This is a genomic window from Thiorhodospira sibirica ATCC 700588, assembly GCF_000227725.2.
Classification (GTDB): Bacteria; Pseudomonadota; Gammaproteobacteria; order Ectothiorhodospirales; family Ectothiorhodospiraceae; genus Thiorhodospira; species Thiorhodospira sibirica.
Genome location: NZ_MU255056.1, coordinates 1,509,373 through 1,536,246, shown reverse-complemented (window position 1 = coordinate 1,536,246; position 26,874 = coordinate 1,509,373). Strand labels below are relative to the sequence as shown.

Annotated in this window: 44 protein-coding genes and 2 pseudogenes; 40 read left to right on the top strand and 6 right to left on the bottom strand. The window is 55.3% G+C overall.

Features of this window, described 5'->3' with window-relative positions:
- The 35 genes from THISIDRAFT_RS07400 to THISIDRAFT_RS07230 all read left to right on the top strand — a co-directional run.
- On the top strand, window positions 1–266 hold a 266-nt coding region (locus tag THISIDRAFT_RS07400; RefSeq protein WP_472910296.1), incomplete at its 5' end, for an EF-Tu C-terminal domain-related protein.
- A 9-nt stretch (window positions 267–275) separates the two neighbouring features.
- Window positions 276–590 carry a 30S ribosomal protein S10 gene (gene rpsJ, locus THISIDRAFT_RS07395; protein WP_006787703.1) on the top strand — a complete coding sequence of 105 codons (315 nt, stop codon included), beginning with the start codon at window positions 276–278 and terminating at the stop codon, window positions 588–590.
- A 134-nt stretch (window positions 591–724) separates the two neighbouring features.
- On the top strand, window positions 725–1,369 hold the full coding sequence (gene rplC, locus THISIDRAFT_RS07390) for a 50S ribosomal protein L3 (protein WP_006787702.1): 645 nt from the start codon (window positions 725–727) through the stop codon (window positions 1,367–1,369).
- Window positions 1,370–1,375: 6 nt separating this feature from the next.
- A complete protein-coding gene (rplD, locus tag THISIDRAFT_RS07385; RefSeq protein WP_006787701.1) occupies window positions 1,376–1,981 on the top strand; it encodes a 50S ribosomal protein L4 in 606 nt (201 codons plus the stop codon).
- Window positions 1,978–2,292: a 50S ribosomal protein L23 gene (rplW, locus tag THISIDRAFT_RS07380; protein WP_006787700.1), complete on the top strand. Its 315-nt coding sequence runs from the start codon at window positions 1,978–1,980 to the stop codon at window positions 2,290–2,292. Before rplD ends, rplW begins: the two co-directional genes overlap by 4 nt.
- A gap of 11 nt (window positions 2,293–2,303) precedes the next feature.
- A complete protein-coding gene (gene rplB / locus THISIDRAFT_RS07375) occupies window positions 2,304–3,128 on the top strand; it encodes a 50S ribosomal protein L2 (protein ID WP_006787699.1) in 825 nt (274 codons plus the stop codon).
- A 12-nt stretch (window positions 3,129–3,140) separates the two neighbouring features.
- Complete coding sequence (rpsS, locus tag THISIDRAFT_RS07370; protein WP_006787698.1) at window positions 3,141–3,413, top strand: 30S ribosomal protein S19; 273 nt, start codon at window positions 3,141–3,143, stop codon at window positions 3,411–3,413.
- Between the two features lie 6 nt (window positions 3,414–3,419).
- A complete protein-coding gene (gene rplV / locus THISIDRAFT_RS07365) occupies window positions 3,420–3,758 on the top strand; it encodes a 50S ribosomal protein L22 (protein WP_174269473.1) in 339 nt (112 codons plus the stop codon).
- Window positions 3,759–3,769: 11 nt separating this feature from the next.
- On the top strand, window positions 3,770–4,453 hold the full coding sequence (gene rpsC / locus THISIDRAFT_RS07360; RefSeq protein WP_006787696.1) for a 30S ribosomal protein S3: 684 nt from the start codon (window positions 3,770–3,772) through the stop codon (window positions 4,451–4,453).
- A gap of 12 nt (window positions 4,454–4,465) precedes the next feature.
- Complete coding sequence (gene rplP / locus THISIDRAFT_RS07355; protein WP_006787695.1) at window positions 4,466–4,879, top strand: 50S ribosomal protein L16; 414 nt, start codon at window positions 4,466–4,468, stop codon at window positions 4,877–4,879.
- A complete protein-coding gene (gene rpmC, locus THISIDRAFT_RS07350; RefSeq protein WP_006787694.1) occupies window positions 4,879–5,076 on the top strand; it encodes a 50S ribosomal protein L29 in 198 nt (65 codons plus the stop codon). The genes rplP and rpmC overlap by 1 nt, the downstream gene beginning before the upstream one ends.
- A complete protein-coding gene (rpsQ, locus tag THISIDRAFT_RS07345) occupies window positions 5,073–5,354 on the top strand; it encodes a 30S ribosomal protein S17 (RefSeq protein ID WP_006787693.1) in 282 nt (93 codons plus the stop codon). Before rpmC ends, rpsQ begins: the two co-directional genes overlap by 4 nt.
- A 38-nt stretch (window positions 5,355–5,392) precedes the next feature.
- On the top strand, window positions 5,393–5,761 hold the full coding sequence (rplN, locus tag THISIDRAFT_RS07340; RefSeq protein ID WP_006787692.1) for a 50S ribosomal protein L14: 369 nt from the start codon (window positions 5,393–5,395) through the stop codon (window positions 5,759–5,761).
- 17 nt (window positions 5,762–5,778) lie between these two features.
- On the top strand, window positions 5,779–6,093 hold the full coding sequence (rplX, locus tag THISIDRAFT_RS07335) for a 50S ribosomal protein L24 (protein ID WP_006787691.1): 315 nt from the start codon (window positions 5,779–5,781) through the stop codon (window positions 6,091–6,093).
- A 14-nt stretch (window positions 6,094–6,107) separates the two neighbouring features.
- Window positions 6,108–6,647 carry a 50S ribosomal protein L5 gene (gene rplE, locus THISIDRAFT_RS07330; RefSeq protein WP_006787690.1) on the top strand — a complete coding sequence of 180 codons (540 nt, stop codon included), beginning with the start codon at window positions 6,108–6,110 and terminating at the stop codon, window positions 6,645–6,647.
- Between the two features lie 16 nt (window positions 6,648–6,663).
- Window positions 6,664–6,969, top strand: a complete 306-nt coding sequence (rpsN, locus tag THISIDRAFT_RS07325; RefSeq protein ID WP_006787689.1) for a 30S ribosomal protein S14 — start codon at window positions 6,664–6,666, stop codon at window positions 6,967–6,969.
- A gap of 10 nt (window positions 6,970–6,979) precedes the next feature.
- A complete protein-coding gene (gene rpsH / locus THISIDRAFT_RS07320; RefSeq protein ID WP_006787688.1) occupies window positions 6,980–7,375 on the top strand; it encodes a 30S ribosomal protein S8 in 396 nt (131 codons plus the stop codon).
- Between the two features lie 13 nt (window positions 7,376–7,388).
- Entirely contained in the window at window positions 7,389–7,922 is a 534-nt protein-coding gene (gene rplF / locus THISIDRAFT_RS07315) for a 50S ribosomal protein L6 (protein ID WP_006787687.1), read from the top strand.
- A 10-nt stretch (window positions 7,923–7,932) separates the two neighbouring features.
- Window positions 7,933–8,286, top strand: a complete 354-nt coding sequence (gene rplR / locus THISIDRAFT_RS07310; RefSeq protein ID WP_006787686.1) for a 50S ribosomal protein L18 — start codon at window positions 7,933–7,935, stop codon at window positions 8,284–8,286.
- A gap of 15 nt (window positions 8,287–8,301) precedes the next feature.
- On the top strand, window positions 8,302–8,805 hold the full coding sequence (gene rpsE, locus THISIDRAFT_RS07305) for a 30S ribosomal protein S5 (RefSeq protein WP_006787685.1): 504 nt from the start codon (window positions 8,302–8,304) through the stop codon (window positions 8,803–8,805).
- A gap of 6 nt (window positions 8,806–8,811) precedes the next feature.
- On the top strand, window positions 8,812–9,000 hold the full coding sequence (rpmD, locus tag THISIDRAFT_RS07300) for a 50S ribosomal protein L30 (protein WP_040852461.1): 189 nt from the start codon (window positions 8,812–8,814) through the stop codon (window positions 8,998–9,000).
- A gap of 1 nt (window position 9,001) precedes the next feature.
- Window positions 9,002–9,433 (top strand): 50S ribosomal protein L15, encoded by a 432-nt coding sequence (rplO, locus tag THISIDRAFT_RS07295; protein WP_006787683.1) that lies wholly within the window; start codon window positions 9,002–9,004, stop codon window positions 9,431–9,433.
- Window positions 9,434–9,445: 12 nt separating this feature from the next.
- Window positions 9,446–10,795: a preprotein translocase subunit SecY gene (secY, locus tag THISIDRAFT_RS07290; RefSeq protein ID WP_040852458.1), complete on the top strand. Its 1,350-nt coding sequence runs from the start codon at window positions 9,446–9,448 to the stop codon at window positions 10,793–10,795.
- Window positions 10,796–10,824: 29 nt separating this feature from the next.
- Window positions 10,825–10,938: a 50S ribosomal protein L36 gene (rpmJ, locus tag THISIDRAFT_RS07285; RefSeq protein WP_083824621.1), complete on the top strand. Its 114-nt coding sequence runs from the start codon at window positions 10,825–10,827 to the stop codon at window positions 10,936–10,938.
- A 146-nt stretch (window positions 10,939–11,084) separates the two neighbouring features.
- The gene (gene rpsM / locus THISIDRAFT_RS07280; RefSeq protein ID WP_006787681.1) at window positions 11,085–11,441 is read left to right on the top strand and encodes a 30S ribosomal protein S13; all 357 of its coding nucleotides are present in this window, start codon (window positions 11,085–11,087) and stop codon (window positions 11,439–11,441) included.
- Between the two features lie 26 nt (window positions 11,442–11,467).
- The gene (gene rpsK / locus THISIDRAFT_RS07275; protein WP_006787680.1) at window positions 11,468–11,857 is read left to right on the top strand and encodes a 30S ribosomal protein S11; all 390 of its coding nucleotides are present in this window, start codon (window positions 11,468–11,470) and stop codon (window positions 11,855–11,857) included.
- 18 nt (window positions 11,858–11,875) lie between these two features.
- Window positions 11,876–12,496 (top strand): 30S ribosomal protein S4, encoded by a 621-nt coding sequence (gene rpsD / locus THISIDRAFT_RS07270; protein ID WP_006787679.1) that lies wholly within the window; start codon window positions 11,876–11,878, stop codon window positions 12,494–12,496.
- An 18-nt stretch (window positions 12,497–12,514) separates the two neighbouring features.
- A complete protein-coding gene (locus tag THISIDRAFT_RS07265; RefSeq protein ID WP_006787678.1) occupies window positions 12,515–13,519 on the top strand; it encodes a DNA-directed RNA polymerase subunit alpha in 1,005 nt (334 codons plus the stop codon).
- Between the two features lie 75 nt (window positions 13,520–13,594).
- A complete protein-coding gene (gene rplQ / locus THISIDRAFT_RS07260; protein ID WP_006787677.1) occupies window positions 13,595–13,966 on the top strand; it encodes a 50S ribosomal protein L17 in 372 nt (123 codons plus the stop codon).
- A gap of 141 nt (window positions 13,967–14,107) precedes the next feature.
- Entirely contained in the window at window positions 14,108–14,521 is a 414-nt protein-coding gene (gene rnk, locus THISIDRAFT_RS07255; RefSeq protein WP_006787676.1) for a nucleoside diphosphate kinase regulator, read from the top strand.
- A 21-nt stretch (window positions 14,522–14,542) separates the two neighbouring features.
- Complete coding sequence (gene gmd / locus THISIDRAFT_RS07250; RefSeq protein ID WP_006787675.1) at window positions 14,543–15,583, top strand: GDP-mannose 4,6-dehydratase; 1,041 nt, start codon at window positions 14,543–14,545, stop codon at window positions 15,581–15,583.
- Window positions 15,584–15,595: 12 nt separating this feature from the next.
- Window positions 15,596–16,510: an NAD-dependent epimerase/dehydratase family protein gene (locus THISIDRAFT_RS07245; protein WP_006787674.1), complete on the top strand. Its 915-nt coding sequence runs from the start codon at window positions 15,596–15,598 to the stop codon at window positions 16,508–16,510.
- Entirely contained in the window at window positions 16,507–17,643 is a 1,137-nt protein-coding gene (locus THISIDRAFT_RS07240) for a glycosyltransferase family 4 protein (protein WP_006787673.1), read from the top strand. Before THISIDRAFT_RS07245 ends, THISIDRAFT_RS07240 begins: the two co-directional genes overlap by 4 nt.
- A complete protein-coding gene (locus THISIDRAFT_RS07235; RefSeq protein WP_246585347.1) occupies window positions 17,618–18,352 on the top strand; it encodes a glycosyltransferase family 2 protein in 735 nt (244 codons plus the stop codon). The genes THISIDRAFT_RS07240 and THISIDRAFT_RS07235 overlap by 26 nt, the downstream gene beginning before the upstream one ends.
- On the top strand, window positions 18,352–18,738 hold the full coding sequence (locus THISIDRAFT_RS07230; RefSeq protein ID WP_006787671.1) for a DUF2304 domain-containing protein: 387 nt from the start codon (window positions 18,352–18,354) through the stop codon (window positions 18,736–18,738). The genes THISIDRAFT_RS07235 and THISIDRAFT_RS07230 overlap by 1 nt, the downstream gene beginning before the upstream one ends.
- 42 nt (window positions 18,739–18,780) lie before the next feature.
- Here THISIDRAFT_RS07230 and THISIDRAFT_RS07225 read toward each other — a convergent pair whose 3' ends face one another.
- Together THISIDRAFT_RS07225 and THISIDRAFT_RS07220 are read right to left on the bottom strand one after the other, a co-directional pair.
- Window positions 18,781–19,464, bottom strand: coding sequence for a Rha family transcriptional regulator (locus THISIDRAFT_RS07225; protein ID WP_006787670.1), 684 nt, complete (start codon window positions 19,462–19,464; stop codon window positions 18,781–18,783).
- Between the two features lie 179 nt (window positions 19,465–19,643).
- Window positions 19,644–19,868: a hypothetical protein gene (locus THISIDRAFT_RS07220; RefSeq protein ID WP_006787669.1), complete on the bottom strand. Its 225-nt coding sequence runs from the start codon at window positions 19,866–19,868 to the stop codon at window positions 19,644–19,646.
- Window positions 19,869–20,104: 236 nt separating this feature from the next.
- On the opposite strand from THISIDRAFT_RS07220, the pseudogene THISIDRAFT_RS15355 reads away from it, so the two are divergent.
- From THISIDRAFT_RS15355 to THISIDRAFT_RS07195, 5 genes and pseudogenes are all read left to right on the top strand, one after another.
- Window positions 20,105–20,158: pseudogene (locus THISIDRAFT_RS15355) on the top strand (helix-turn-helix domain-containing protein); the annotation flags it as partial.
- Window positions 20,159–20,203: 45 nt separating this feature from the next.
- Window positions 20,204–20,758: an IS30 family transposase gene (locus tag THISIDRAFT_RS15350; protein WP_139064032.1), complete on the top strand. Its 555-nt coding sequence runs from the start codon at window positions 20,204–20,206 to the stop codon at window positions 20,756–20,758.
- A gap of 7 nt (window positions 20,759–20,765) precedes the next feature.
- Window positions 20,766–20,918, top strand: a complete 153-nt coding sequence (locus tag THISIDRAFT_RS07205; RefSeq protein WP_006787667.1) for a hypothetical protein — start codon at window positions 20,766–20,768, stop codon at window positions 20,916–20,918.
- The gene (locus tag THISIDRAFT_RS07200; RefSeq protein ID WP_006787666.1) at window positions 20,915–22,231 is read left to right on the top strand and encodes a transposase; all 1,317 of its coding nucleotides are present in this window, start codon (window positions 20,915–20,917) and stop codon (window positions 22,229–22,231) included. Before THISIDRAFT_RS07205 ends, THISIDRAFT_RS07200 begins: the two co-directional genes overlap by 4 nt.
- Before the next feature lie 143 nt (window positions 22,232–22,374).
- Window positions 22,375–23,141 (top strand): annotated as a pseudogene (locus tag THISIDRAFT_RS07195) (IS5 family transposase).
- A gap of 262 nt (window positions 23,142–23,403) precedes the next feature.
- Here THISIDRAFT_RS07195 and ccoP read toward each other — a convergent pair.
- The 4 genes from ccoP to ccoN are packed head-to-tail and all read right to left on the bottom strand — an operon-like array spanning window position 23,404 to window position 26,525.
- The gene (gene ccoP / locus THISIDRAFT_RS07190; RefSeq protein ID WP_006787664.1) at window positions 23,404–24,309 is read right to left on the bottom strand and encodes a cytochrome-c oxidase, cbb3-type subunit III; all 906 of its coding nucleotides are present in this window, start codon (window positions 24,307–24,309) and stop codon (window positions 23,404–23,406) included.
- Window positions 24,302–24,487 (bottom strand): CcoQ/FixQ family Cbb3-type cytochrome c oxidase assembly chaperone, encoded by a 186-nt coding sequence (locus tag THISIDRAFT_RS07185; RefSeq protein WP_006787663.1) that lies wholly within the window; start codon window positions 24,485–24,487, stop codon window positions 24,302–24,304. Before THISIDRAFT_RS07185 ends, ccoP begins: the two co-directional genes overlap by 8 nt.
- 6 nt (window positions 24,488–24,493) lie before the next feature.
- Window positions 24,494–25,102, bottom strand: a complete 609-nt coding sequence (ccoO, locus tag THISIDRAFT_RS07180) for a cytochrome-c oxidase, cbb3-type subunit II (protein ID WP_006787662.1) — start codon at window positions 25,100–25,102, stop codon at window positions 24,494–24,496.
- A 10-nt stretch (window positions 25,103–25,112) separates the two neighbouring features.
- On the bottom strand, window positions 25,113–26,525 hold the full coding sequence (gene ccoN, locus THISIDRAFT_RS07175) for a cytochrome-c oxidase, cbb3-type subunit I (RefSeq protein ID WP_006787661.1): 1,413 nt from the start codon (window positions 26,523–26,525) through the stop codon (window positions 25,113–25,115).
- Window positions 26,526–26,874 lie beyond the last annotated feature (349 nt).

The following is a 26,874-nucleotide window of genomic DNA, read 5'->3' as shown; positions in this document are numbered from 1 at the left end:
CCGAGGTATACGTCCTGTCCAAAGAAGAAGGCGGACGCCACACCCCGTTCTTCAACGGCTACCGTCCGCAGTTTTACTTCCGCACCACCGACGTGACCGGATCGGTAGACCTGCCAGAAGGTATTGAAATGGTCATGCCGGGAGACAACGTCAAAGTCGTGGTATCGCTGATCAACCCGATTGCGATGGAAGAAGGATTGCGCTTTGCGATTCGTGAAGGTGGCCGCACAGTCGGTGCCGGCGTTGTTGCCAAAATCATTGAGTAAATAAACATCATGAGCGTCAAGCAAAGAATTCGTATCCGCCTCAAGGCCTTTGATCATCGTCTGATTGATCGCTCTGCCGGAGAGATTGTGGATACCGCCAAGCGCACCGGCGCTCGGGTCAAAGGCCCGATTCCGTTGCCAACCAAGCATGAGCGTTACACCGTATTGATCTCGCCGCATGTCAATAAAGATGCGCGGGATCAGTATGAGCTTCGTACCCACAAGCGGCTGATGGATATTATCGATCCAACCGACAAAACAGTGGATGCGCTGATGAAGCTTGATTTGGCCGCCGGTGTGGATGTGCAAATAAAGCTTAACTAACGCAAAAAAATCTGTCATAATATCTGACTTTCTGTGGCCCGGTACAGGGTAACTTGTGCCGGGCCATAATGTTAGAGTCATCATTTAAATTGTATGTATGCGCCCGCGAAGGCGCGGATCACAGAGGTAGTGTCATGGCAATCGGACTGGTCGGTCGCAAAGTGGGCATGACCCGGGTTTTTTCGGAAGATGGGGCCTCGCTGCCTGTGACCGTGGTTGAGGTGGGCCCGAATCGCGTAGCACAAGTCAAAGATGAGGCTTCAGATGGATATCGCGCCTATCAGGTAACGACGGGTTCCCGTCGTCCGTCACGCGTAATCAAAGCGCAGGCGGGGCATTATGCCAAAGCCGGTATTGATGCCGGTCGTGGCCTGTGGGAGTTTCGTCTGGAAGAAGGCGAAGGTGCAGATATTTCGGTAGGCAAGGCTTTGGGGGTTGATCTGTTCGCTCCCGGTCAAATTGTCGATGTAACGGGTATTAGCAAAGGGAAAGGCTTTCAGGGCGTGATCAAGCGCTACAACTTTCGCACGCAGGATGCCTCGCATGGTAACTCGCTGTCGCATCGTGCCCCTGGTTCTATCGGCCAAAATCAGACCCCTGGGCGCGTGTTTAAGGGCAAAAAAATGGCCGGTCACATGGGTAATGAACGTTGCACGGTCCAAAATCTGGAAGTCGTGCGCGTTGATGTCGAGCGTAACTTGCTGCTCATCAAGGGCGCCTTGCCAGGTTCTGTAGGCGGCGATGTCTTGGTGCGTCCTGCAGTGAAGGCGAAAGGTTAAGCATAAATGAAGCTCTCAGTTCAAGGTAATGAGCATGGCGTAGAGGTCTCTGATGAGGTCTTTGCGCGTGAATTTAATGAATCCCTCGTGCATCAGGCTGTTGTTGCCTACATGGCGGGTGGCCGTGCGGGAACGCGTGCGCACAAATCGCGCAGCGAAGTGCGCGGCGGTGGTGCCAAGCCCTGGAAACAAAAAGGGACCGGGCGTGCTCGCGCAGGAACTTCGCGTAGCCCCATCTGGCGCAGCGGTGGCAAGACCTTTGCCGCCAAGCCGCAAAATTATCAGCAAAAAATGAATCGCAAGATGTATCGTGCAGCGATGCGCGCCATTTTCTCTGAATTGGCCCGGCAGGATCGTCTGGTTCTGGTGGATCAGCTCAGCGTTGATGCACCGCGCACCAAGGCATTACTGGAACAGCTGTCGCAGCTGTCTTTGCGTGATGTGCTGATTGTGACGCATGAAGCGGATGCAAATTTATATCTGTCGGCGCGCAATCTGCATACCGTGGATGTCACCGAAGTCAGTGATTTGGATCCGGTCAGTCTGGTGCATTTTGAAAAAATATTAATGACCGTACCCGCCGTCAAGCAGGTTGAGGAGTGGCTGGGATGAACGAAGAACGTCTGCTGAAGGTTTTGGTGGGGCCGCATATTTCTGAAAAAGCCACCATGTTGGGCGAAAAAACTTCGCAACTGGTTTTGAAAGTGGCACCGGATGCAAGTTGCACAGAAATCAAGCGTGCAGTAGAGCTGATTTTTAAGGTGGGTGTGAATTCCGTGCGCACCGTGAATGTGAAAGGCAAGCGTAAGCGCTTTGGTCAGATTCAGGGGCGTCGCAAAGACTGGAAAAAGGCCTATATTACCCTGGTGCCAGGGGAAGCGGTCGAATTGACTGATGTCGACGTGGCGCAAACCACGAGCTAAAGGGTAAGATAATGGCGATTGTTAAATCAAAACCCACCTCTGCCGGCAAGCGTTTTGCCGTGCATGTGGTCACTCCAGGTCTGCATAAGGGTGCCCCTTATGCGCCTTTAGTGGAAAAGAAAAAAGCGAGCGGTGGGCGCAATAATCAAGGTCGCATCACCGTGCGTCATGTCGGTGGCGGGCATAAGCAGCGCTACCGCATTGTGGATTTCAAGCGCGACAAAGATGCGATTCCGGCCGTGGTTGAGCGGCTGGAATATGATCCCAATCGCAGTGCCCACATTGCACTGGTGCTGTATGCCGATGGCGAGCGTCGCTATATTTTGGCACCCAAGGGTTTGGAAGCCGGTGCACAAATCAGCTCAGGCTCTGGTGCACCAATTCGTCCAGGCAATACCCTGCCGTTGCGCAACATCCCCGTCGGTACGGTGGTTCATGCCATTGAGCTGCGTCCCGGAAAAGGCGCGCAGCTGGCCCGCAGCGCCGGTGCTGCTGTGCAGATTGTGGCGCGTGAAGGCCAATATGCCAGTTTGCGTCTGCGCTCCGGTGAGATGCGCAAGGTGCATGTCGATTGCCGTGCCACCATCGGTGAAGTCGGTAATTCCGAGCATAATCTGCGTAAATTCGGCAAGGCAGGAGCAAAGCGGTGGATGGGTGTGCGCCCAACCGTCCGTGGCACCGCGATGAATCCGGTGGATCACCCGCATGGGGGTGGTGAAGGACGTAATTTCGGTAAGCATCCAGTGACCCCTTGGGGTGTGCCGACCAAAGGCTACAAGACCCGTAAAAATAAACGCACCGACAGCATGATTGTGCGTCGCAGAACAGTGAAGTAGGGAGTCAGTACTATGTCACGCTCGCTGAAAAAAGGGCCCTTTGTTGATCATCATCTGCTGAAAAAAGTAGAAGCGGCTGCGGCAGCTAATGATCGCCGTCCGATTAAAACCTGGTCACGTCGCTCCATGATTCTGCCGCAAATGGTTGGATTAACCTTGGCGGTGCATAATGGACGTCAGCATGTTCCGGTGCTGATCAATGAAAACATGGTCGGTCACAAGCTTGGAGAGTTCGCCGCAACGCGTACTTTTAAAGGTCATGTGGCAGACAAGAAGTCCCGCTAGAGGTTGATGATCATGGAAACCGTTGCCCGACTGCGTTTTGCGCGTATTTCCCCACAAAAATGCCGGCTGGTAGCTGACCAGATTCGTGGGATGCCTGTTGATCAGGCCTTGCAGGAGCTGAGTTTCAGCCCTAAAAAAGCGGCACATATTGTCAAAAAGCTGCTCGATTCCGCGATTGCCAATGCCGAACATAATGACGGTGCGGATATTGACGAGCTTAAAGTTGTGCGTATCTGTGTGGATGAAGGTCCCACGATCAAGCGTATCCATGCCCGCGCCAAGGGGCGTGCCAATCGAATCAATAAGCGTACCAGCCACATCACTGTGGCGGTCGGCGAAAAGTAACGGGGTCTTTAATGGGTCAAAAAGTACATCCAGTCGGTTTCCGTTTGGGGGTGTCTGCGGACTGGGCCTCCACTTGGTTTGCCGAAGGTAGAAATTACGCAGCCATTCTGAACAAGGATCTGGCGATTCGTAAGTTTTTGAAAAAAAGACTTGCACAGGCCTCCGTTAGCCGCATTCAGATTGCCCGTCCAGCGCGTCAGGCCTTTATTACCATACACACCGCCCGTCCGGGCATCGTGATTGGCAAGAAAGGTGAAGATATTGAAGCCCTGCGCCGTGAAGTGGCAGGCTTGCTTGGCTTGAACGTCAATAACGTCAAGATCAATATCGAAGAAATCAGGAAGCCTGAAATTGACGCGCAGCTGATTGCTGAAGGCATTGCCCAGCAATTGGAGCGGCGTATCATGTTTCGTCGTGCCATGAAACGCGCCATCGGTAATGCGATGCGCATGGGTGCGATGGGCGTGAAGGTGCATGTTTCCGGACGCTTGAATGGTGCCGAAATCGCGCGCAGCGAATGGCAGCGCGAAGGCCGTGTGCCACTGCATACCTTGCGTGCAGATATTGATTATGGCTTTGCCGAAGCACATACCACCTATGGCGTGATTGGCGTCAAGGTATGGGTCTTCAAGGGCGAAGTGTTCGATTTCGAGAAGAAGACCGACGCCCCGCAAGAAAAGGCTGCGGTCAACTGAGGATTTTGTATCATGTTGCAGCCTAAACGGACAAAGTTTCGTAAACAGTTTAAAGGTAAGAATCGCGGCCTGGCCACCTCGGGTGCCAAAGTCAGCTTTGGTGAATACGGCCTGCAGGCCGTGGATCGTGGCCGTATCACGGCCCGCCAGATTGAGGCCGCTCGCCGTGCCATGACCCGTCATATCAAGCGTGGTGGCAAGATCTGGATTCGCATTTTTCCGGATGTGCCGGTCACCAAAAAGCCCTTGGAAGTGCGTATGGGCAGCGGTAAGGGTAACGTCGAATACTGGGTCTGCAAAATCCAGCCCGGTCGAGTCTTGTATGAAATGGAAGGGGTGAACGAGGAAGTGGCGCGTGAGGCGTTTCGTCTGGCGGCCGCTAAATTACCCATTAAGACCACCTTTGTAAGCAGGCAGGTGATGTAATGAATGCCGCTGAATTACGTCAAAAAAGCGATGAGGAACTCCAAAAAGAGTTGCTCAATTTATTGCGTGAACAATTTTCCATGCGCTTGGCGCGTTCTACCGGTGCGTTTAAAAATAACGCCCGCTTCAAGCAAGTGCGTAAAGATGTGGCTCGCATCAAAACCTTGATGGGTGAGCGTAAGAGGGCCAACGGATGAGTACGATGCCAGAAACACAAGACGCACAAGGCGTGCAGCGCGCTGAAATCGGCCGCGTGATCAGCGACAAGATGGACAAAACCCGTACCGTGCTGATTGAGCGCCGGGTGCGCCATCCGCTCTATGGCAAGTATATTCGCCGCTCCACCAAGCTGCATGTGCATGATGAAAACAACGAAGCGCGCCTGGGCGATACGGTGATGATTTCTGAGTGTCGCCCGCTCTCCAAGACCAAGTCATTTCGCTTGGTTCGCGTGCTTGAGCGCGCCCCAGAGTAAGCGTGCTTTATCTACAGTATTAAGCGAGATTTAACGCCATGATTCAAATGCAGACGGTTTTGGATGCTGCGGACAACAGCGGTGCACGTAGTATTCAATGCATCAAGGTGCTAGGTGGCTCACATCGCCGTTATGCGGGCGTGGGTGACATCATTAAAGTCAGCGTCAAGGATGCAATTCCTCGGGGCAAGGTTAAAAAAGGCGAAGTCTATAACGCCGTGGTGGTGCGTACCTGCAAAGGCGTGCGCCGCCCGGATGGCTCTGTCATTCGTTTTGATCGCAACGCAGCTGTGTTGCTTAATAATCAGCTACAACCGATTGGTACCCGTATTTTTGGCCCGGTAACCCGTGAACTGCGTAGCGAAAAATTCATGAAAATCATCTCATTAGCACCTGAAGTGCTGTAAGTTTTGAGGTAAAGGCGATGCGCAGGATACGACGAGGCGATGACGTAGTGGTTATCGCAGGTAAAGATAAGGGTCGCCGTGGCACGGTCGTGAGTGTGCTGACGGATGATCGTTTGGTGGTGCAAAACATCAACATGGTGAAAAAGCACCGCAAGCCTTCTGCCAATCAGGCAGGTGGCATCATTAACAAAGAGATGCCTTTGCATATCTCCAATGTGATGCTGTTTAACCCCGTAACCGGCAAAGGTGATCGGGTCGGCTTCAGGACGCTGGAAGATGGCCGCAAGGTGCGTTTTTTCAAGTCCAATAACGAAGTCGTTGACGCGTCTTGAGGTAGGTAAGAACAATGGCAAGGCTGAAGGAATTTTATCGTGAAACTGCCGTAAAGCAGCTGATGGAGCGCTTTAACTACGGCAATGTCATGCAGGTGCCAAAAATCACCAAGATCACCCTGAACATGGGCTTGGGTGAGGCTATCGGTGACAAAAAAATCATTGATCATGCGGTCTCCGACATGGCGGCGATTTCCGGCCAAAAACCGGTCGTCACCAAGGCGCGTAAATCCGTTGCGGCTTTCAAGATCCGTGATGGCTATCCGATTGGCTGCAAGGTGACCCTGCGCAGTGATCGGATGTATGAATTTCTTGATCGTATGATCAGCGTGGCTTTTCCACGCATCCGCGACTTTCGCGGTTTAAGCCCCAAGGCCTTTGATGGTCGTGGCAATTATAGTGTCGGTATTCGGGAGCAGATCATTTTTCCCGAAGTCGATTACGACAAGATCGATGCCCTGCGTGGAATGGATATCACCATCACCACCACGGCAAAGACGGATGCAGAAGCCAAGGCCCTATTGGAGTCCTTTGGTTTTCCGTTTAGAAACTAAAGAGGTTTTTCAGGATATGGCCAAGGTTTCCATGCTCAAGCGCGAAGAAAAGCGCGCCCAGCTTGTGGCGAAATATACCGCCCGGCGCTCTGAGCTTAAAGCGCAGATTATCAGTCCCAACTCATCCCCTGAACAGCGGATGGACGCGGTCATGAAGTTGCAAAGGCTGCCCCGTGATTCCAGTCCGGTGCGCCAGCGCAATCGCTGCGGCATTACAGGGCGTCCGCACGGCTATTACCGCAAGTTCGGCCTGGGCCGTAACAAGCTGCGTGAAGCAGCGATGCGCGGCGATATTCCTGGTTTGGTAAAGGCGAGTTGGTAGGGCTAAGACAATGAGCATGACGGATCCTGTTGCAGATCTTTTAACCCGTATTCGGAATGGCCAGCGGGCCAATAAAATCAAGGTTTCCATGCCGGCATCCCGGCAAAAGGAAGCGATTGTCAAGGTGTTAAAAGAAGAAGGCTATATCGCTGATTATTCCATCGTGACCCAGGACAAAAAGCCTGTACTGTCGGTGGAATTGAAGTATTTTCAAGGCCAGCCCGTGATTGAGACCATCAAGCGGGTGAGTCGTCCGGGTCTTCGCATTTATCGCAGCAAAAACGAGTTGCCCAAAGTGATCGGCGGCTTGGGGATTGCGATTGTTTCCACCTCCAAAGGCGTGATGAGTGATCGCGCAGCGCGTGCTTTGGGTCAAGGTGGCGAAGTGTTATGTATTGTGGCTTAAGGGGATTATAACCATGTCCCGAGTAGCAAAAAGTCCCATTAAGCTCCCTGCCGGAGTTAATGTCAGCGTCAATGATGCGATGATTGTGGTCAAAGGCCCCAAGGGGCAGATTGAGCAATCCCTGCATCAGGATGTTGAGCTTTCCCAGGAAGATGCCACCTTACAGGTTTCTCCTAAGGGCGGTGATCTGAGTAAATACGCCATTGCTGGTACGATGCGCGCCTTGTTGAGCAATATGGTCACAGGTGTCAGCAAAGGCTTTGAGCGCAAGCTGGAGCTGGTGGGCGTGGGTTATCGTGCCCAGGCGCAGGGCAGCAAGCTCAATCTGAGTCTTGGTTTTTCCCATCCGGTGGAATATGCCGTGCCTGAAGGCATCTCGATTGAAACTCCGAGCCAGACCGAGATCTGGGTGCGTGGCATTGACAAACAAAAAGTCGGCCAGGTTGCTGCTGAGATTCGCGCTTTCCGTCCGCCTGAGCCCTACAAAGGCAAGGGTGTGAAATATGCGAATGAAAAGATTGTTCGCAAGGAAGCCAAAAAGAAATAGGTGATGCGCAATGGATAAGAGAAACGAGCGCCTGCGTCGCGCTAAAAAAACGCGTTACAAAATTCGTGAGCTGGGTGCCTACCGTTTGTCGGTGCATCGCACGCCACGCCACATTTATGCCCAGGTGCTCGGCCCATCCGGTTCTGAGGTCCTGGCTTGCGCCTCTACGGTAGAAACCGTGGTCAAGCAGGATCTTAAGGGAACTGGCAATGTTGCCGCCGCCGTTTCTGTGGGTCGGTTGATTGCTGAGCGGGCCTTGGCTAAAGGCATTAAGCAGGTAGCCTTTGATCGTTCCGGCTTTAAGTACCATGGCCGTGTCAAGGCCTTGGCTGATGCTGCCCGTGAAGGCGGCCTGGAATTCTAAAGGTTAAGGTGATACATGGCTAAGACGGATACGAACGAATCAGACGGTCTGCAAGAAAAATTGATTACAGTGAATCGCGTCGCCAAGGTGGTCAAAGGTGGGCGCCAGTTTCGCTTTGCTGCGCTGACCGTCGTGGGTGATGGCAATGGCAAAGTCGGCTTTGGTTATGGCAAGGCGCGTGAAGTGCCGCTGGCCATCCAGAAGGCGATGGAGGCTGCGCGTAAAAGTATGCGTGAAGTGCCGCTCAAAGATGGCACCCTGCAATACCAGGTCACGGCCCGTCATGGCGCTGCCAAGGTGTTTATGCAGCCGGCCTCGGAAGGTACCGGGATCATTGCCGGTGGCGCGATGCGGGCGGTGCTGGAAGTGGCAGGGGTGCGCAACGTATTGGCAAAGTGCATTGGTTCGCGTAATCCCATCAACGTGGTACAAGCGACGCTTAACGGCCTGTCTGCCATACATGATCCGAAAATGATTGCCGCCAAGCGCGGTAAATCGATTGACGAAATCGTGGGGTAAAGACTGATGTCAGAGGCAAAATCCTTAAAGGTTACCATGGTACGCAGTATTCATGGTCGCCTGAAGTCGCATCAAGCCTGTGTGCGGGGCTTAGGCATTCGCCGTATTCACAATCCGGTGATCGTTAAAGACACCCCGGAAAATCGCGGCATGATGAACCGCGTGTCTTATCTGCTCAAGGTTGAGGAGGCCTGATATGCGCTTAAATACACTCAGTCCCGCTCCGGGCAGTCGTAAAGAAGCCCGGCGCGTCGGTCGTGGTATCGGTTCTGGCTTGGGCAAAACCTGTGGTCGTGGCCATAAGGGGCAAAAATCCCGGGCCGGCGGTTTCCACAAAGTTGGTTTTGAAGGCGGTCAGATGCCTTTGCAGCGTCGTCTGCCAAAATTTGGCTTCAATTCACCCAAGATCGGTGAAACAGCAGAATTGCGTTTGCACGAACTGGGCAAGCTTGATGGCGTGATTGATCTGCTGTCGCTGAAGGCGGCCAATCTGGTTTCCGCCAAGGCCAAGCAGGTAAAAGTGATTGCCTCGGGTAAACTGGATAAAGCCGTTACCCTTAAAGGGCTGGCTGTGACCAAGGGCGCTCGCGAAGCGATTCTGGCCGCAGGCGGTACAATCGAGGACTAATCGACCGTGGCCATGCCTAGATCAGCGGCGGGTTCCCTCGGCGGGATTGGCAAGATCACCGAACTGCGTCAGCGTCTGTTATTTGTCATTTTGGCGCTGGTCGTGTATCGCATCGGTACCTTTATTCCGGTGCCGGGCATTAACCCCATTGCGGTATCGCAGTTTTTTGATCAGCACTCTGGCACCATCCTGGACATGTTTAACATGTTTTCAGGAGGGGCGCTGGAGCGTTTGAGTATCTTCGCGCTGGGGATCATGCCTTATATCTCGGCGGCGATTATCATGCAGCTGCTGACCGCAGTGGTTCCGCGCCTGGAGCAGCTGAAAAAAGAAGGCGAAGCGGGACGTCGCAAGATTACTCAATACACGCGCTACGGTACCGTGGTGCTGGCATTGTTTCAGAGTATCGGTATCGGCATTGCGTTAAACGGCCAGCAGATCGGCGGCATGAGCATGGCGATCAACCCAGGCTTTGGGTTTATCTTCACCACTGTCGTGACCCTGGTTACCGGCACCATGTTTTTGATGTGGCTGGGTGAACAGATTACGGAACGCGGTATCGGCAACGGCATCTCGATCATTATCTTTGCTGGTATTGTGGCGGGATTGCCTGCAGCGATTGGCGGTACGCTGGAATTGGCGCGCACCGGCGAGCTCTCGCCTGCCTTTGTGATCATTCTGCTGGCGATGGCTTTTGCGGTAACGGCCTTTGTGGTCTTTGTCGAGCGAGGGCAGCGGCGCATTACCGTCAATTATGCCAAGCGTCAGGTAGGACGCAAGGTCTATGGTGGACAAAGCAGTCATTTGCCCTTGAAGCTGAATATGGCCGGGGTCATTCCGCCGATTTTTGCCTCCAGTATCATTCTGTTTCCGGCAACGCTGGGGCAGTGGTTTGGTCAGGCCGAGGGCATGAGCTGGCTGCGTGATTTATCCATGACTCTGGCACCCGGTCAGCCCTTGTATGTCATGGCCTATGCCGCAGCGATTATCTTCTTTTGCTTTTTTTATACCGCCTTGGTATTTAATTCGCGAGAGACGGCAGATAATCTGAAAAAATCCGGTGCGTTTATTCCCGGCATTCGTCCGGGGGTGCAGACCGAACGCTACATTGATGGCGTAATGACCCGACTGACAGCGGTGGGTGCGATTTACATCACGGCCGTGTGCTTGATGCCGGAATTTTTGATTTTATATTGGAGTGTGCCGTTTTATTTCGGGGGCACTTCGCTGCTGATTATCGTCATTGTGGTCATGGATTTCATGGCGCAGTTACAGGCGCACCTGATGACGCATCAATACGATGGCTTGATGCGCAAGGCCAATCTGAAAAATTATGGTAAATCCGGTCTGCCGCGTCGTTGAGGCTGGTTTTTTTTGAGGGATGTACAAAAATGAAAGTTCGCGCTTCTGTAAAAAGAATCTGCCGCAATTGCAAAGTCATTCGGCGTCATGGTGTGGTTCGTGTTATTTGCAGCGATCCACGTCACAAACAGCGTCAGGGTTAACCGCTGCGCATCCATCGCGCACTGTCAGGCTGGCTTGGAACACATGCTTAGCGGTCTGGCAGTGTGCTTTGTTGTTGCAGGTTTGCTTTAATCGCACACCTTAGATATAATTACTGGCTTTTCCGCCGGTTTTTGGAGAAAGCTGCATGGCTCGTGTTGCAGGCATCAATATTCCCGACCATAAGCATGCGGTCATTGCACTGCAGGCGATTTATGGCATCGGGCCGACCCGGGCGCAAACGATTTGTGCTGCGGCGGGTGTCACACCCGAACGAAAAATCCGTGACCTTTCGGATGAGGAAATTGAAAAGGTTCGCGCCGAGGTTGGCCGTTTTGCGGTTGAAGGCGATCTGCGTCGTGAAGTTGCAATGAATATCAAGCGCTTGATGGATCTGGGTTGCTATCGTGGCTTGCGTCATCGTCGTGGCTTGCCACTTAACGGGCAACGCACTCGCACCAATGCGCGCACCCGCAAGGGGCCGCGTCGCCCCATTCGTAAGTAAATCATTTCGTTTTACAGGAATCATGCATGGCACAGGCCCCTACCCGTACCCGCAAAAAGGTTAAAAAAAGCGTATCTGATGGTGTTGCGCATATCTTTGCCTCGTTTAATAACACCATCGTGACGATTACTGATCGTCAAGGGAACACCCTTTCCTGGGCCACGTCTGGTGGCTCCGGTTTTCGCGGTTCCCGCAAAAGCACGCCATTTGCTGCACAGGTGGCGGCAGAGCGTGCTGGCACCGCCGCGCAGGAATACGGCTTGAAGAACCTGGAAGTGCTTGTCAAGGGTCCTGGGCCGGGGCGTGAATCTGCTGTGCGCGCATTGAATAACATCGGTTACAAAATCACCAACATCAGTGATATTACCCCGATTCCTCACAACGGTTGCCGTCCGCCTAAAAAGCGGCGTGTCTAGTCGGGAGCGTAGATTGACATGGCACGTTATATTGGACCTAAGTGTAAATTAAGCCGTCGCGAAGGCACCGACCTCAGTTTGAAGAGTCGTGCCCGTTCGCTGGATACCAAGTGCAAGCTTGACAAGGCCCCCGGCCAGCATGGTGACCGCCGTGGTCGTCTGTCGGACTATGGGGTACAGTTGCGTGAAAAGCAAAAGCTGCGCCGTATTTATGGTGTACTGGAGCGCCAGTTCCGCAACTATTATCAGGAAGCCTCGCGGCAGAAAGGCTCAACCGGTGAAAACCTGCTCAAATTGCTGGAATCGCGCCTGGATAACGTGGTTTATCGCATGGGCTTTGGTGTGACCCGCTCAGAAGCGCGTCAGCTGGTCGGTCATAAAGCGATTTTAGTCAATGGCAAGGTGGTCAATATTCCTTCCTTCCAGGTGCGTTCTGCAGATGTCATCAGCATCCGTGAAAAGGCCAAAAAACAGGTACGCATTCAGGATGCACTGTCATTGGCCGAGCAGTATGGCTTCCCTGATTGGGTCGAGGTTGACGCCAAGAAGATGGAAGGCACGTTCAAAAATATGCCTGAACGCAGCGATTTGCCATCTGATATCAATGAATCCTTGGTGGTGGAGCTTTACTCCAAGTAACCGCCTGCGAGTGCTTTAATGCAGACTAAAGTTAACCCATTGCTTAAACCTCGCCATGTTGAGGTGCAAAGCATCGGTCCGATGGTGTCTCGGGTCATCCTTGAGCCTTTGGATCGCGGCTTTGGGCATACTCTGGGTAATGCCTTGCGCCGCATTCTGATCTCATCCATTCCCGGATGTGCAATCGTGGAGGCGCAAATCGAAGGCGTGTTACATGAGTACACGACCGTCGAGGGGGTACAGGAGGATGTCGTTGACATCCTGTTGAATCTCAAAGGCATCGCCATGCGTATGCACACCCGTGAAGAAGCCAATCTCAGCCTGCGCAAAAAAGGCCCAGGGGTGGTCACTGCCGGAGATATTACGCTGGATCATGATGTTGAGGTGATCAATCCGCAGCATGTGATCGCGCATCTGACCAAAAGCGGCGAGCTGAATATGAGCCTCAAGGTCGTCAAAGGCCGTGGCTATCAGCCGGTGAGTACCCGTCGCTTTGCTGAGACAGAAGACCAGTTGATTGGTCGCCTGATGCTGGATGCCAGCTTCAGTCCGATTCGTCGGGTGGCCTATCGGGTTGAAAGTGCCCGCTTTGAGCAGCGCACCGACATGGATCGTCTGGTGATTGAGCTGGAAACCAACGGGACCATCAATCCTGAAGATGCCATTCGTGAGGCGGCCGGAGTCCTGCAATCACAGCTCAGCGCCTTTGTGGAGTTGCAGGGTCACGAAGTGATTACACATGAAAGCCGACAGACGGATATTGATCCGATTTTGTTGCGTCCTGTGGATGATCTGGAACTGACGGTGCGCTCTGCGAATTGCCTCAAGGCAGAAAATATTTACTACATCGGTGATTTGATTCAGCGCACCGAAGTTGAGCTTCTGAAAACGCCCAATCTGGGTAAAAAGTCCTTGACTGAAATCAAGGATGTGCTCGCCTCACACGGACTGTCGATGGGGATGCGTCTGGAAAACTGGCCACCCCCAGGATTGAAGGAACACGAGAAAAAGACCAGCTCCTGAGCACGCGGTTTGTTGTGCTGATAGGCCCGGTCTTTGTCGCCGACTGAAACACTTTATTTTTAAGGATCTGCCCCCATGCGTCATCGTAATAGTGGCCGCCAGCTTAGCCGTAACAGTGCACACCGTAAGGCTACACTGCAAAGCCTGGCTGTGTCTTTGTTCCGTCATGAGGCCATCCGTACCACCTTACCGAAGGCCAAAGAACTGCGTCGCGTTGCCGAGCCGCTGATTACTTTAGCCAAGCAGGATGATGTGCACAAGCGCCGTTTGGCCTTTGCCCGTCTGCGTGATAAGGAAGTCGTTGGCAAATTATTTACTGAGCTTGCGCCACGTTATCAAAGCCGCCCCGGTGGTTATATGCGCATTCTCAAGGCCGGATTCCGCCCCGGTGACAATGCCCCGATGGCTTATGTCGAACTGGTGGATCGTCCAGATAGCAATGATTAAGCACACCGTGTGCTCATCGCCAAATTAAACGTGCAATAGGGGGAATGTTTAGGCATCCCCTTTTTGCATTTTAGGGCTGCTGTAACCCATTGGGTTCCAAGCCATTTCCCGCATTTTCTGCGCTGTTTGCGAGTACCGCCCGTGTCGGATAAACCCAAGATTATTATTTCATCCATGGATCTGGAGCGCTTGGAAAACCTGCTCGAATCCTTGCCGGCGCACAGTGTCCCTGGAATGGAGGCTCTGGCCGCTGAGCTGTATCGTGCTGAGGTGGTTGAGCCGCGCTTGATGCCGCCTAATGTGGTGACGATGAACTCCAAGGTGCGCTTTAAGGTGGATGCCTCGCAGGAAGAATTCTGCCTGACTCTGGTCTATCCCAAAGACCTTGATGGCAGCGGCGAGAAAATTTCAATTCTGGCACCGGTGGGCAGTGCCTTGCTGGGCTTGTCGGAAGGCTGTGAGATTGACTGGCCAAAACCCGGCGGTGGGCTCTTGCGCGTGCGCATTGAGGAAGTGGTGCATCAGCCCGAGCGCTCGGGCGAATATCACCGCTAAACGCGGCCAACGGAGTCCTGCGTGAAAACTGCATTGATTACCGGCATTACCGGACAGGATGGCGCCTATCTGGCGCAGCTTTTGCTGAAGCGGGGCTATCGTGTGCATGGCGCTTATCGTCGCGCCAGCACGGTCAACCTCTGGCGGCTGGATGAACTGGGCATTACCCACCATCCGCAGCTGCATTTGCAGCCTTTTGATCTGACCGATCTGGGCGGTGCCATTCGTTTGCTGGCGCAGATTCAGCCGGAGGAGGTGTATAACCTCGCGGCGCAAAGCTTTGTCGGTGTGTCCTTTGATCAGCCGCTGGCCACGGCTCAGGTCAGCGGCCTTGGGGCGCTGAATCTGCTGGAAGCGATTCGCATCGTGAATCCGCGCATCCGTTTTTATCAGGCCTCGACCTCGGAAATGTTTGGCAAGGTGCAGGCCATTCCACAAGATGAGCAAACCCCTTTTCACCCCCGCAGTCCTTACGGGGTCGCCAAGCTGTATGCGCACTGGATCACGGTGAATTATCGTGAATCCTATGACATCTTCGCCACCAGTGGGATCTTGTTTAATCACGAATCTCCCTTGCGCGGTCTGGAGTTTGTCACGCGCAAGATCACCGATGGTGTGGCCCGCATCAGGCTCGGTCTGGCAGAGGTGCTGGAACTGGGCAATCTCGATGCCAAACGTGACTGGGGCTATGCCCAGGAATACGTTGAGGGCATGTATCGTATGTTACAGGCTGATCATCCAGACACCTATGTGCTGGCCACCCAGCGCACCGAAACCGTGCGTGATTTTGTCAGCCTGGCCTGCAAAGCCGCCGAGATGGAGCTACGTTGGGAAGGCAGCGGAGAATTCGAGCGCGGCATTGATCCAGGCTCTGGCAAGACTTTGGTGCGCATCAACCCGGCCTTTTATCGCCCGGCAGAGGTGGATGTGCTGATTGGCGATGCCTCCAAGGCGGCGCGAGAGCTTGGTTGGTCAGCGCAAACAACGCTGGAAGGCCTGTGCGCGATGATGGTTCGTGCCGATCTGCAACGTTTGCAACCCGCCTGCAAAGGCCCTCACTAGAGAGAGCGATAGATGCCAGCGCCACGGGTTTTGATCACCGGTGCCGGTGGCTTCACCGGCCAGCATCTCATCGCCGCCCTGCAGGCGCGGGGTATGACCACCATTGCGCTCAACCGCCATACCACTGGCAGTCACCTCGACGGCGAGGAAATCGTCTGCGATATCTGCCAGCCGCAGACCCTGGCGCAGGCCCTGGCCGAGACGCAGCCTGATTATGTCATCCATCTGGCCGCCATCTCCTTTGTGGCACACCAGCAGCTTGAGGCCTTTTATCAGGTCAATCTGCTGGGCACGTCGTATCTGCTGGATGCCCTGGTGGCCTTGCCTTATACGCCTAAAAAAATAGTGATTGCCAGCAGCGCCAATGTCTATGGCAACCCCGGCATGGATCCTATTGATGAGGACTGTTGCCCCAGCCCGATTAATCACTACGCCATCAGCAAGCTGGCGATGGAACACCTGGTGATGAGCTGGTTTAAACGCCTGCCGCTGATCATTACGCGTCCCTTCAATTATACCGGGCCAGGGCAGGACCCGCGTTTTCTGATTCCCAAGCTGGTGGCCCATTACCAGCGTCGTAGCCCGGTGATTGAACTGGGCAATACCGACATCCGCCGGGACTTTCTCGACATCCGCGACGTGGTGGCGCTGTATGCCGATCTGTTAGCAAGCCCGGTACACAGCGAAATCATCAACCTCTGCTCTGGTGTGGCGGTGTCTCTGGATGAGATTCTGGCCATGCTCAATGCCATTGCGGGCTATACCATTGAGGTGCAGGTTAATCCTGAGTTTGTGCGCGATAACGAGATACGCACACTGTGCGGCAATCCCCAAAAATGGCAGCAACTGCTCGGTAAGCGTCCGCTGTATTCCATGCGCGAAACCCTGCAATGGATGTATCAGACAGGGCTATCGGCGGCTCCATGAGAGTGGCCTTTGGAGTCACCGCCTGGGCGCAGGGTGCCGCCAGCGGGCATCTGGACGGCATCGGCATTTACACCCAAAAACTCTGGCAGGCCCTGCAGCAACCGTCCACCCCCTTCGATTTTCAGCCATTGCAGTTTCGCACCGCGCAACCTGCCCCAACGGGCACACCACAGCCCCTAACGCTGCCCTATCGCTATGCACAGGGGCTACTCCCCGCCGTGCTCAGTAGCCTGCCGTTTTGGGGAAACCGGCGTTTGTGTCGCGCTTTTGATCTGGTTCATGCCACCGATCATCACATTCCGCGCCTGCGTGGGCTGCCGCTGATTGCCACCGTGATGGACACCATTCCCATCACGCATCCGCACTGGGCCTTTGCCAAACATGCCCGTCTCAAAGCGCAGCTGTTTCGCAAGGTCTTGCACTGGGCCGATCACATCATCACCATCTCAGCCCACAGTCGCGCCGATCTGATCACCCATGCCGACATCGCCCCGGAGCGCATCACCGTCATTCCGCTGGGCGTTGAGGCGCAAGAATTTGCTCCGCTGCCCACTCGCCAGCGCGAACACATCCTCAGCCGCTACCATCTGCAGCCGGGCTATTTTCTGTTTGTGGGCACCTTGCAGCCGCGCAAAAATCTTGAGCGCCTGTTGGCGGCTCATGCCCGTCTGGATCAAGCCGCCCGCCGCCGCCATCCCTTGATCATCGTGGGCCAGCCCGGCTGGTGCATGCGCGCCTTCATCGACACACTCAAACAGGCCGCCCGCCATGAGCCGGTGCGCTGGCTGGAATATGTGCCGCGTGCAGATCTCATGGTCCTGTATCAAGGGGCACAAGCCTTGGTGCATCCCTCACTCTATGAAGGCTTTGGTCTGACCATTCTCGAAGGCTTTGCCAGTGGGATACCGGTGATCACCGCCAACACCACCGCCCTGCCGGAGGTGGCCGGGGATGCTGCCTGTTTGGTCGATCCGTATGATGTCGATGCCATTGCGCAGGCAATGCAGCAAATCATTGATGATCCTGCTCTACGTGCCCATCTGATCCAGGCAGGCCAAAACCGTGTCGGGCAGTTTAGCTGGGCAGCGTGCGCACAACAGACCCTGCATGTCTATCAGCGTTTTGCCGTCTGAGCCAATGCCGTCATCACTGCCCGCTGATCTGGCGATTATCATCCCCGCCTACAATGAACAAGAGGCCGTGGCCGAGGTGGTCAGGGCCGCATGTGGCCTAAGTCAGCGGGTCATCGTGGTCGATGATGGCAGTCAGGACGCCACCGCTACGGTGGCGCGAGAGGCCGGTGCTATCGTGCTGTCACTCACGCTTCAGCTCGGCGCCTGGGGTGCGACCCAGACAGGCATCCGCTATGCCTTGGCGCAGGGCTGTGCGTATGTGGTCACGCTGGATGCCGACGGCCAACATGAGCCTGCCTTTGTGCCGAATTTACTCAAGCCCATGCTTACCGGGCAGGCTGATGTCGTGATCGGTGCGTGTCCCGCACGGGTTAGCCCGCTGCGACGTCTAGCCTGGCGATATTTTAAGCTGCTCACCGGGCTGGCCATTGAAGACCTGACCTCAGGCTTTCGCGCCTACAACCACAAGGCCATGCAACTGCTGGCCTCAAAAGAAGCCAGCCTGCTTGATTATCAGGATGTCGGGGTATTGATGCTGTTACGCCGTCGCCGCTTGCGGATTGAAGAAGTCCCGGTGACCATGTGGCCGCGCCTGAAAGGAGCCTCGCGGGTATTTCCTTCGTGGTGGGTGGTCTTGAAATACATGCTGGAAAGCAGCGTATTATGTATCGCCGATATTGGCCGACACCGGCGGGATAAAACATCGTGATGATTTCCTATCAATGGACCTCTGCACTGATTGGACTGGCGATCGCCGGGACCATTTTCTACCTGGTACGGCGCAATCACCTGCACGGCCCCTTTGCCGTATGGTGGTTGTTGGTGTCTGTGGCAGTGATTCTGATCAGTCTCATGCCTTCCATGGTGGATTATATTGCCGCCCTGTTAGGCATTGCCTATCCGCCGATTTTGCCAGTGTTTATCGGTATGGGCTTGATCCTGATTAAAATGCTGACAATGGACCTGGAGCGTTCGCGCCAGGAACGACGCATCCGCCGCCTGACCCAGCGCCTGGCCATACTTGAGGCCCAACTGCCGCAAAAGCAACCCCCCTCCGTCCCAGCGCAGAAACCTGAACACCCGGAAGAAGACTGAAAGAAGGCGACATCATTTTGATGCCGCCACGGCTGGTGACGTCTAGAAGCCGTCACCGCATTGACCATTACGCCGCTGGCCTAAGGCCGTCTCAATGCGCGCCAGTAATTCCGGGAAGTGTTCCACATAATACAGCGGCTGGGTTTCTCGCGGGTTTTGTGCGCTGGTTTCGTTGCGTCCATAGCGTAAACCCGCTTCGGTGAGATGTTTAAAACGCTTGCTGCCGCTGCGGCTGGGGCGGGTGAGTTCTTCCAGTATCCCCATATCAAGCAATACCCGATTGACCGCCCGGGCACTGTAGCGGCTGTGGTGTTGTTTGAGCAGGGCGGTGAGGGATTGCACCACGGATTCTTCGCTGTAGGCGGGGAGAAAGCCGGTATCCAGTCCTTCACTGGCGCCAAGTTCATGGAGCATTCGCAGGATGCTGGGTTGGGAGGGTTTGAGAATGTGTACCGAGGTTTTGAGTAATTCGCCTTTGGCGCAAACCCGCTCAATCAGGGGTGTCACTGGGCTGGGTGGGAAGAAGACGGTGGCGGGTGGGGAAAATGGCGGTGAGGCGGTGGCTGTCTGCTGGGCTTCGAGTTCTTGCCAGCGTTGGATGACTTTGAAACGGGCTTTGGCATCGTAGCCAGTGAGCAGTGTCAGGGTGTGGTTTTTGTCGAGGTGGTATTCATCAGTTTGCGCGGGAAACCCCGGCCGCAAGGCCGGGGAGGGATAGCGCAGCACGCAAAGCGTGCTCCTGTTCCCGACGCCTCCTCTTTGGTAGCTTGCTCTCTTTATACATGGATGCTATCTATATTTTAACCGCCGGGCTGGCGGGGTTAGTCTGTGGAGAAACTGTAAGTCCGGTGTCTCTTTGAGGCATTTGGCAGGTCTCGGCGAAGCAGAAAATCCTGATCGTGAGGTTAGGAATCCCCGTCCTTCCTGCCTGCCGCGACGCACGCGGCGCAGGCAGGTAGGGCGGGGAGGATGTCAAAAACGGCAAGCCCGGCGTTGTTGGTACCATACTGAACCGCTGAAATGCCAGAACGCAAATTTTCACCCTGTTGTTTATTCGATAATTTTTCTGGAGAAAACGCATCCGGCGTGGTTTCTTCAATGTGGGCCAGCATCACCCGAATATCACGCATGACGTCCGCATGCCGCTTGTTGGTCAGCTTCCCATGCCCACCTCCATAACCTCAGTTCAGCGAATGGCGGGCTCAAGTTCCAAGTGCACCACCTGAGATAGGAGGACATCCCGAGGAATCCGGCAGGATGGGTTTTGCAAAACAAATCCTGAAGGAATCTCGATATGTCCTACCGCCATCTTATCGAATCTCACCGTTGCGTGATGGCTGATATGCATCGCGCTAATTAGGGGCCGCGTGCCATGGGACGAGCGCTCGGGCGGCACCACTCAACCATTTCGCGTGAATAGGCGCGTAATGCCTCCGGCGGCGGCGACGCAGAGCATGCCCAGCGTCTGGCTGCGGGACGACCCAAGCCAAGTGCCTATGGAGAGCCCATAAGACCCGCCAAGGCCGACACAGCCGTAACCGCCCCACAGTCGCATTCCCCCGGGCGGGTCGATATCACGGAGCGCCCTGAAGTCGTCGCCAAGCGAAGCAGGGTCGGCGACTGGGAAGGCGACTCGGTGGTCAGCGCGAAGAATCGGGGTGGGATCGCCACCTTTGTCGCGCGCAAAACCCGTTTCATGATCGCCGGACACCTGCCTGACAAGCAGGCCCGTACCTTTGCAACGACCGCACAACACCTCTTTGGCGGGGTGCCAGAGAGTCTCTGCCAGACGGCAACCCGGGACAATGGCACCGAGAGAGCGGCGCACGCCGACTTCTGTCGCCCCAAGGGGATGGACGTCTACTTTGCCTACCCCCATGCCCCTTGGCAGCGGGGCGCTAATGAGCAAGCCTTTCAAGGTGAAATAAAATCAAAGCTAGACGTTCAACTCGCAGGCACCAGTGCTTCCGGGTTAGGATCTATGCTGGATGATGGCGGTTGGCGCTACAGCATGTCGTAGGACGCGCATGCCCACTGAGATCGTCACACCGGAAGATGCAGCAGCTCCGCCGCATCCGCAGAGAGGGCTGGATGTCGATGTGACCGCCAACGAGGGCCTGCTTCCCATGATCGAACTCTCCCCGATTTTGCGCCGCTTCGCCGAGCGTTCCCCGTCATGATCCGCGCCCTATTCGAGCGCTGCCTTGACCCGGTCAAGCTTGATGCGTGGTTTGATGCCAACTCAGAGCAGCAATATACTCGCAACTTGCTGTTTTCTAGTCTTTTTAGACTGATGACCAAAGTGGTGCTGCGGCAACAGACATCAATATATGCCGCCTACCCAGCGGACAAAGAGTCGATCCCCGTTTCAGTGACCTCAGTCTACAACAAGTTGAATGGACTGAGCATAGAGACGTCGGCCCAGTGGGTGACCTACGGCGCCGAGCAGGCCAGTGCGCTGATCGATGAGTTGGATGGTGCCCGTGAGCCGCTCCTACCGGGCTTTCGTGTCAAAGTACTCGACGGCAACTGTCTGGGCGCCCGTGAGCACCGGCTCAAAGAGACTCGCCACCACAAGGCTGCCCCGCTGCCGGGCAAGACTTTAGCCGTCTTCGATCCGGCCAAGGAACTGATCATTGCGCTCTATCCTTGCGAAGATGCCTACACGCAGGAGCGGGCACTACTAGGCGCGGGGCTAGCGGATGTGGAGCCCGATGATCTGTGGTTGGCGGATCGCAACTTCTGCACCCATGGCTTTCTCCGGGGGGTGGCCGACCGAGGTGGTTATTTCTTGATCCGTGCCCACGAGCAGGTACGCTTCGACCCCCTCGAGCCGATGAGAGAAATTGGTCAAACCGAGACTGGATCGGTGGCCGAGCAGTGGGTGGAGTTGACCGGCAAAGAGGGTCGCAGAGTCCGGTTGCGGCGGATTCGGATCCGCTTGAACGAGCCGACGCGCGACGGTGATGATCGAATTGACCTCTTCACCACCGTCCCGGCGCAGAGCGCCGATGCCGTCTACCTGGCGGACCTGTACCTCGAACGTTGGTGCGTTGAGACCGCCTTCCTGCATTTAACCAAGGCGTTACGCTGCGAGGTCGACACCTTGGCCCATCCGCCGGCAGCACTCTTCGCGTTCGCCTGCGCAGTCATTACCTACAATGTGCTCTCCGTGGCCAAGGCGGCGTTGCGTGTAGCGCACGGCGAGGAGGCTGACAACCTTTCTGGCTACTACATGGCCAGACACATCAGCAATACGGCAGAGAGCCTCTGTGAGATTGTCGATTCAGAGGACTGGACGGTCTTCCACACCTTGGCCGTTGTGGACTTCGCTGCCTGGCTCCTAGCGCAGGCCGAGCGGACCAAACTGAGCCGCTACCACAAGGCGAAGCGGGGTCCGAAGAAACCTGCACCGCAGCGATCCCACGATCGAACCAAGCCGCACGTCTCTGTCGCTCGCCTGCTGGCAGCAAGGGAGAAGAAGTCACCTTGAAAGCCCTGGGCGCTAATGAGCAAGTCAATAGACTGATACGCCACGACTTCCCTAAGAGGCTGTTTGGAAATTAATCGCGTAATGGCTTAACCTACGATTTTTTCTAGGAAGTGGCCCACATGCCCTAGAAATGCAGCAAGAAGATTCGCAAAAAAACGCTACCCGAGTCACCTCAGCGAGGGCGCCTGGAAGGCGATCAAGCCGCTGTTGCCGAGCGCCCCGGTCGGGCGCCCTCGTAAGCTCAGCATGCGCCAAGTCATCAATGCGATCTTCTATGTCCTGCAGACGGGCTGCCAGTGGCGTCAGCTGCCGCACGACTTTCCTGCCTGGTCGGCAGTGTACTATGACTTCAATCGCTGGCGGCGCGATGGAACCTGGCAGCGTCTTCATGACAGGCTACGCGCTCGGCTACAGCAACGCCACGGGCGTCACAAGCATCCAAGCGCCGGGTGTCTGGACAGCCAAAGCGTCGATCCCTGGTGAGCGCGGCTATGACGCCGGCAAGAAGATCAAGGACCGCAAACGCCATCTTCTGGTCGATACCCTGGGGCTGGTGCTGGCCGTCGTTGTCACCGCCGCCAGCGTGCAAGACCGTGATGGGGCGCGCCAACTCCTGCGCCATCTCCCCGGTCATTGCAAAAAGCTGCGCAAAATCTGGGTTGACGGCGGCTACAGTGGACGCCTGGTTGACTGGGTTGCCCAGCGCTTTCGTTTCGTCTTGACGGGGGTCTTGCGTCCCAAGGAGCGCCGAGGGTTTGTTTTGTTGCCGCGACGCTGGGTTGTTGAGCGGACCTTTGGCTGGCTGAACCACTCACGCCGTCTGAGCAAGGACTACGAGCGCTTGATGTCGAGCAGCGAAGCCTGGATTTATCTCGCAATGATTCGACTGATGGCTAACCGCTTGGTTTGAAGCGGTAGTTTCCAAGCAGCTTCTAAGGCACGAATCTGCTCGAACGGCTCTCGACGGAGGTCACTCGGATAGGTATGTCTCATCTTGCTATTATCGGCTATTTTTAGAAGACTTTGAACAGGTTCTAACGACGCTATCTAGATAGCACATGCTTGGTAAAGTCTTAAAGATTGATCGGCAGGGCGTTTGGTAACTTTAAGCCCTGCCTACGTTTATTAACTTTCGCTAACTTTTGTGTTCAAATCAGGCGCTATGCGAAAGCTCATTGATTAAGGCCGTAGAGATAGGCTGCCAGCACATGCACCCGGTCTTCGCCCAGAAAATCCCGAAACGGTGGCATGATGCCATGACGGCCTTCGTTGATGGTGTGTGTTATGGCCCGCACCGAGCCGCCATACAGCCAGGTGTTGCGGGTCAGGTCGGGCGCGCCCATGGCACTCATACCTTCACCACTAGCACCATGACAGGCCGCACACATCATCGCAAACACGGGCTGGCCCTGTTCAGCAAGACTCGGATCGGCATCCGCACGCTCTGATAAAGACAGCACATAATGCACCACCTGTGCCACACCCGCCTCGCCCAGAGCCAGGCCCATGGCTGGCATAATGCCCTGGCGTCCATCCAGAATGCTGGCCTTGATCGCCTCCGGGGTGCCGCCCCATTGCCAGTGGGCATCAGCCAGATCAGGAAAGCCGGGGGCACCGCGTGCATCTGTGCCGTGGCAGGTCGCGCAATAATTCAGATACAGCCGCTGCCCGGTCAGTCGAGCCTGGGGATCTTGCGCCAGTTCGGGAATGGGGCGAGCGGCATATTCAGCAAAGATGGGGCCAAAACGCGCCTCGGCACGTTCCATCTCCTGCTCAAATTGCCCCACCGATGACCAACCGAGAAACCCGGCAAAGCGCCCAAGCCCCGGATACAGCAGCAGATAAATCACAGAGAAGGCGATGGTGAGATAAAACATCCACAGCCACCAGCGCGGCAGGGGATTGTTATATTCGGATAAATCACCATCCCAGACATGACCGGTCTGCTCGCCTTGCGCCACCTCACCGGGACGGCGCTTGCTGGTCCACCACAGCAGCCACACCATCCCGGCGATATTTAGCAGGGTCAAACCAATGACCCAAACGTGCCAGAAACTGCTCATATCGTGTTCAGTCATGATGATCTCCTCCTTGCTGCGGCGGCTGTTTTTTGAGGACCGGCTCATCGGCAAAGGGCAGATTGGCAGCCTCATCAAAGCGCGGCTTTTGTTTTTTGCTGTAGGCCCACCACACAATGCCCGCGAAAATCAGCATCAGCATCAGGGTGATAATGCCGTGAATCAAGCCATAGACCATGCCCGCTTACCTCTGATGAGAAATGGCGGTGCCCAGCACCTGTAAATAGGCGATCAGGGCATCCATCTCGGTTTTACCGTCCACCGCCGCACGGCTGGCGGCAATGTCTGCATCCGTATAGGGTACGCCCAGCCGCCGCATGGCCCGCAATTTGCGCGGGGTCAGTTCAGCGTTGATCAGCCGTCGCTCCAGCCACGGATAGGCCGGCATATTGGATTCGGGCACCACCGAGCGCGGATCAATCAGATGCAGACGATGCCACTCATCGCTGTAACGTCCGCCCACCCGCGCCAGATCCGGCCCGGTGCGCTTGGAACCCCACAAGAAGGGATGATCCCAGACAAACTCCCCGGCTAACGAATAATGCCCATAGCGTTCCGTCTCGGCCCGAAAGGGGCGCACCATCTGCGAATGACACCCCACGCAGCCCTCGCGGATATATACATCTCGCCCTTCCAGCTGCAAGGCGGTGTAGGGCTGCATCCCGGCAATCGGCTCGGTGGTGCTTTTAAGGAAAAACAGCGGCAGAATCTGCACCAGCCCCGCCACGCTGACCACCAGCACAATCAGCGTGATCATCAAAAACAGGTTTTTCTCAACGATTTCATGACTCATCGCAGAATCCTCAATGCGCGGTTTGCGGAACAGGATGCACCGTCGGCGTACTGTTGGCGACGGTCTTCCAGACATTCCACACCATAATGAACATGCCCAGCAGGAACAACAGACCGCCGATAAAGCGCACCAGATAATAAGGATACATCTGCACCAGTGATTCCATAAAGCTGTAGGTCAGCGTGCCGTCTTCGTTGACCGAACGCCACATCAGCCCCTGCATGACCCCGGCAATCCACATCGAGACGATATACAGCACCACCCCGATGGTAGACAGCCAGAAATGCCACTCAATGGCCTTGATGGAATACATCCGCTCCTTGCCAAACAAGGCCGGAAACAGCGCATACAAAGAACCGATCGAGATCATTGCCACCCAGCCCAAGGCCCCGCCGTGGACATGGCCGATGGTCCACTCGGTATAGTGCGACAGTGCATTGACCGTCTTGATCGACATCATCGGCCCTTCAAAAGTGGCCATCCCGTAAAACGACAGCGAGACAATCAAGAAACGCAGAATCGGATCGGTGCGCAGCTTATGCCAGGCCCCGGATAAGGTCATGATGCCGTTAATCATCCCCCCCCAGGAAGGTGCCAACAACATCAGCGAAAACACCATCCCCAGCGTCTGCACCCAATCGGGCAGCGCGGTGTAATGCAGATGATGCGGCCCGGCCCACATATACAAAGACACCAAGGCCCAAAAATGCACCACCGACAGACGATAAGAATAAATCGGACGCCCGGCCTGTTTGGGCACAAAGTAATACATCATGCCCAGAAAGGCCGCCGTGAGGAAAAAGCCCACCGCATTATGCCCATACCACCACTGCACCATCGCATCCATGGTGCCCGGATAGATCGAATAGGACTTAAACAGACTCACCGGAATGGCCATATTGTTGACGATATGCAAAATCGCAATCACCACAATAAAGGCCCCGAAAAACCAGTTGGCGACATAGATATGCCGCACCCGCCGCTTGGCAATGGTGCCGAAAAACACGATGGCATAGGCCACCCAGACAATGGCAATCAAAATCCCGATGGGCCATTCCAGCTCAGCATATTCCTTACTGGTGGTCATCCCCAGCGGCAGGGTAATCGCCGCCAGCACAATCACCACCTGCCAGCCCCAGAAAGTAAAGGCCGCCAGGCCATCACTAAACAGCCGCGTCTGACAGGTGCGCTGCACAATGTAATAAGAGGCCGCAAATAGCGCCGACCCCCCAAAGGCAAAGATCACCGCATTGGTATGCAAGGGGCGCAGCCGACCATAGCTGAGCCAACTAATCTCAAAATTCAGCTGTGGCCAAACCAGCTGTGCGGCCAGGATCACCCCGACCAACATGCCCACAATGCCCCATACCAGGGTCATGAAGGCAAACTGACGCACCACCTTGTAATTGTAGGTCTGCTGCATGAGTCTTTGCTTCCGTGGATAAAGTCAATCACGATGGCAGGCGCACACGCGCCCACCATACCTCGCCGGACACCAGCCAATGGTAACCATCACCGCCCGGCATATACCGTAAAGCATAGCAAAGATGGCATAAACTTCTACTAACTTGCATCAATTAAAAGCGACACCGGGAAGGTGCCGCCACGCTATATAGCCAACGCCACTGCGTGCCAGGCGGGTACTCGGCGATCCCAGATGCGGCGTTCCAGGCGCGGTAGCTTGATAAAAAACGCCGCCAATTTACAGGGCGGGTGTCGTGTGAGGCGCTTTCGCGTTTATAATGTGTCGATCCTACCCGGACTCATCTTTA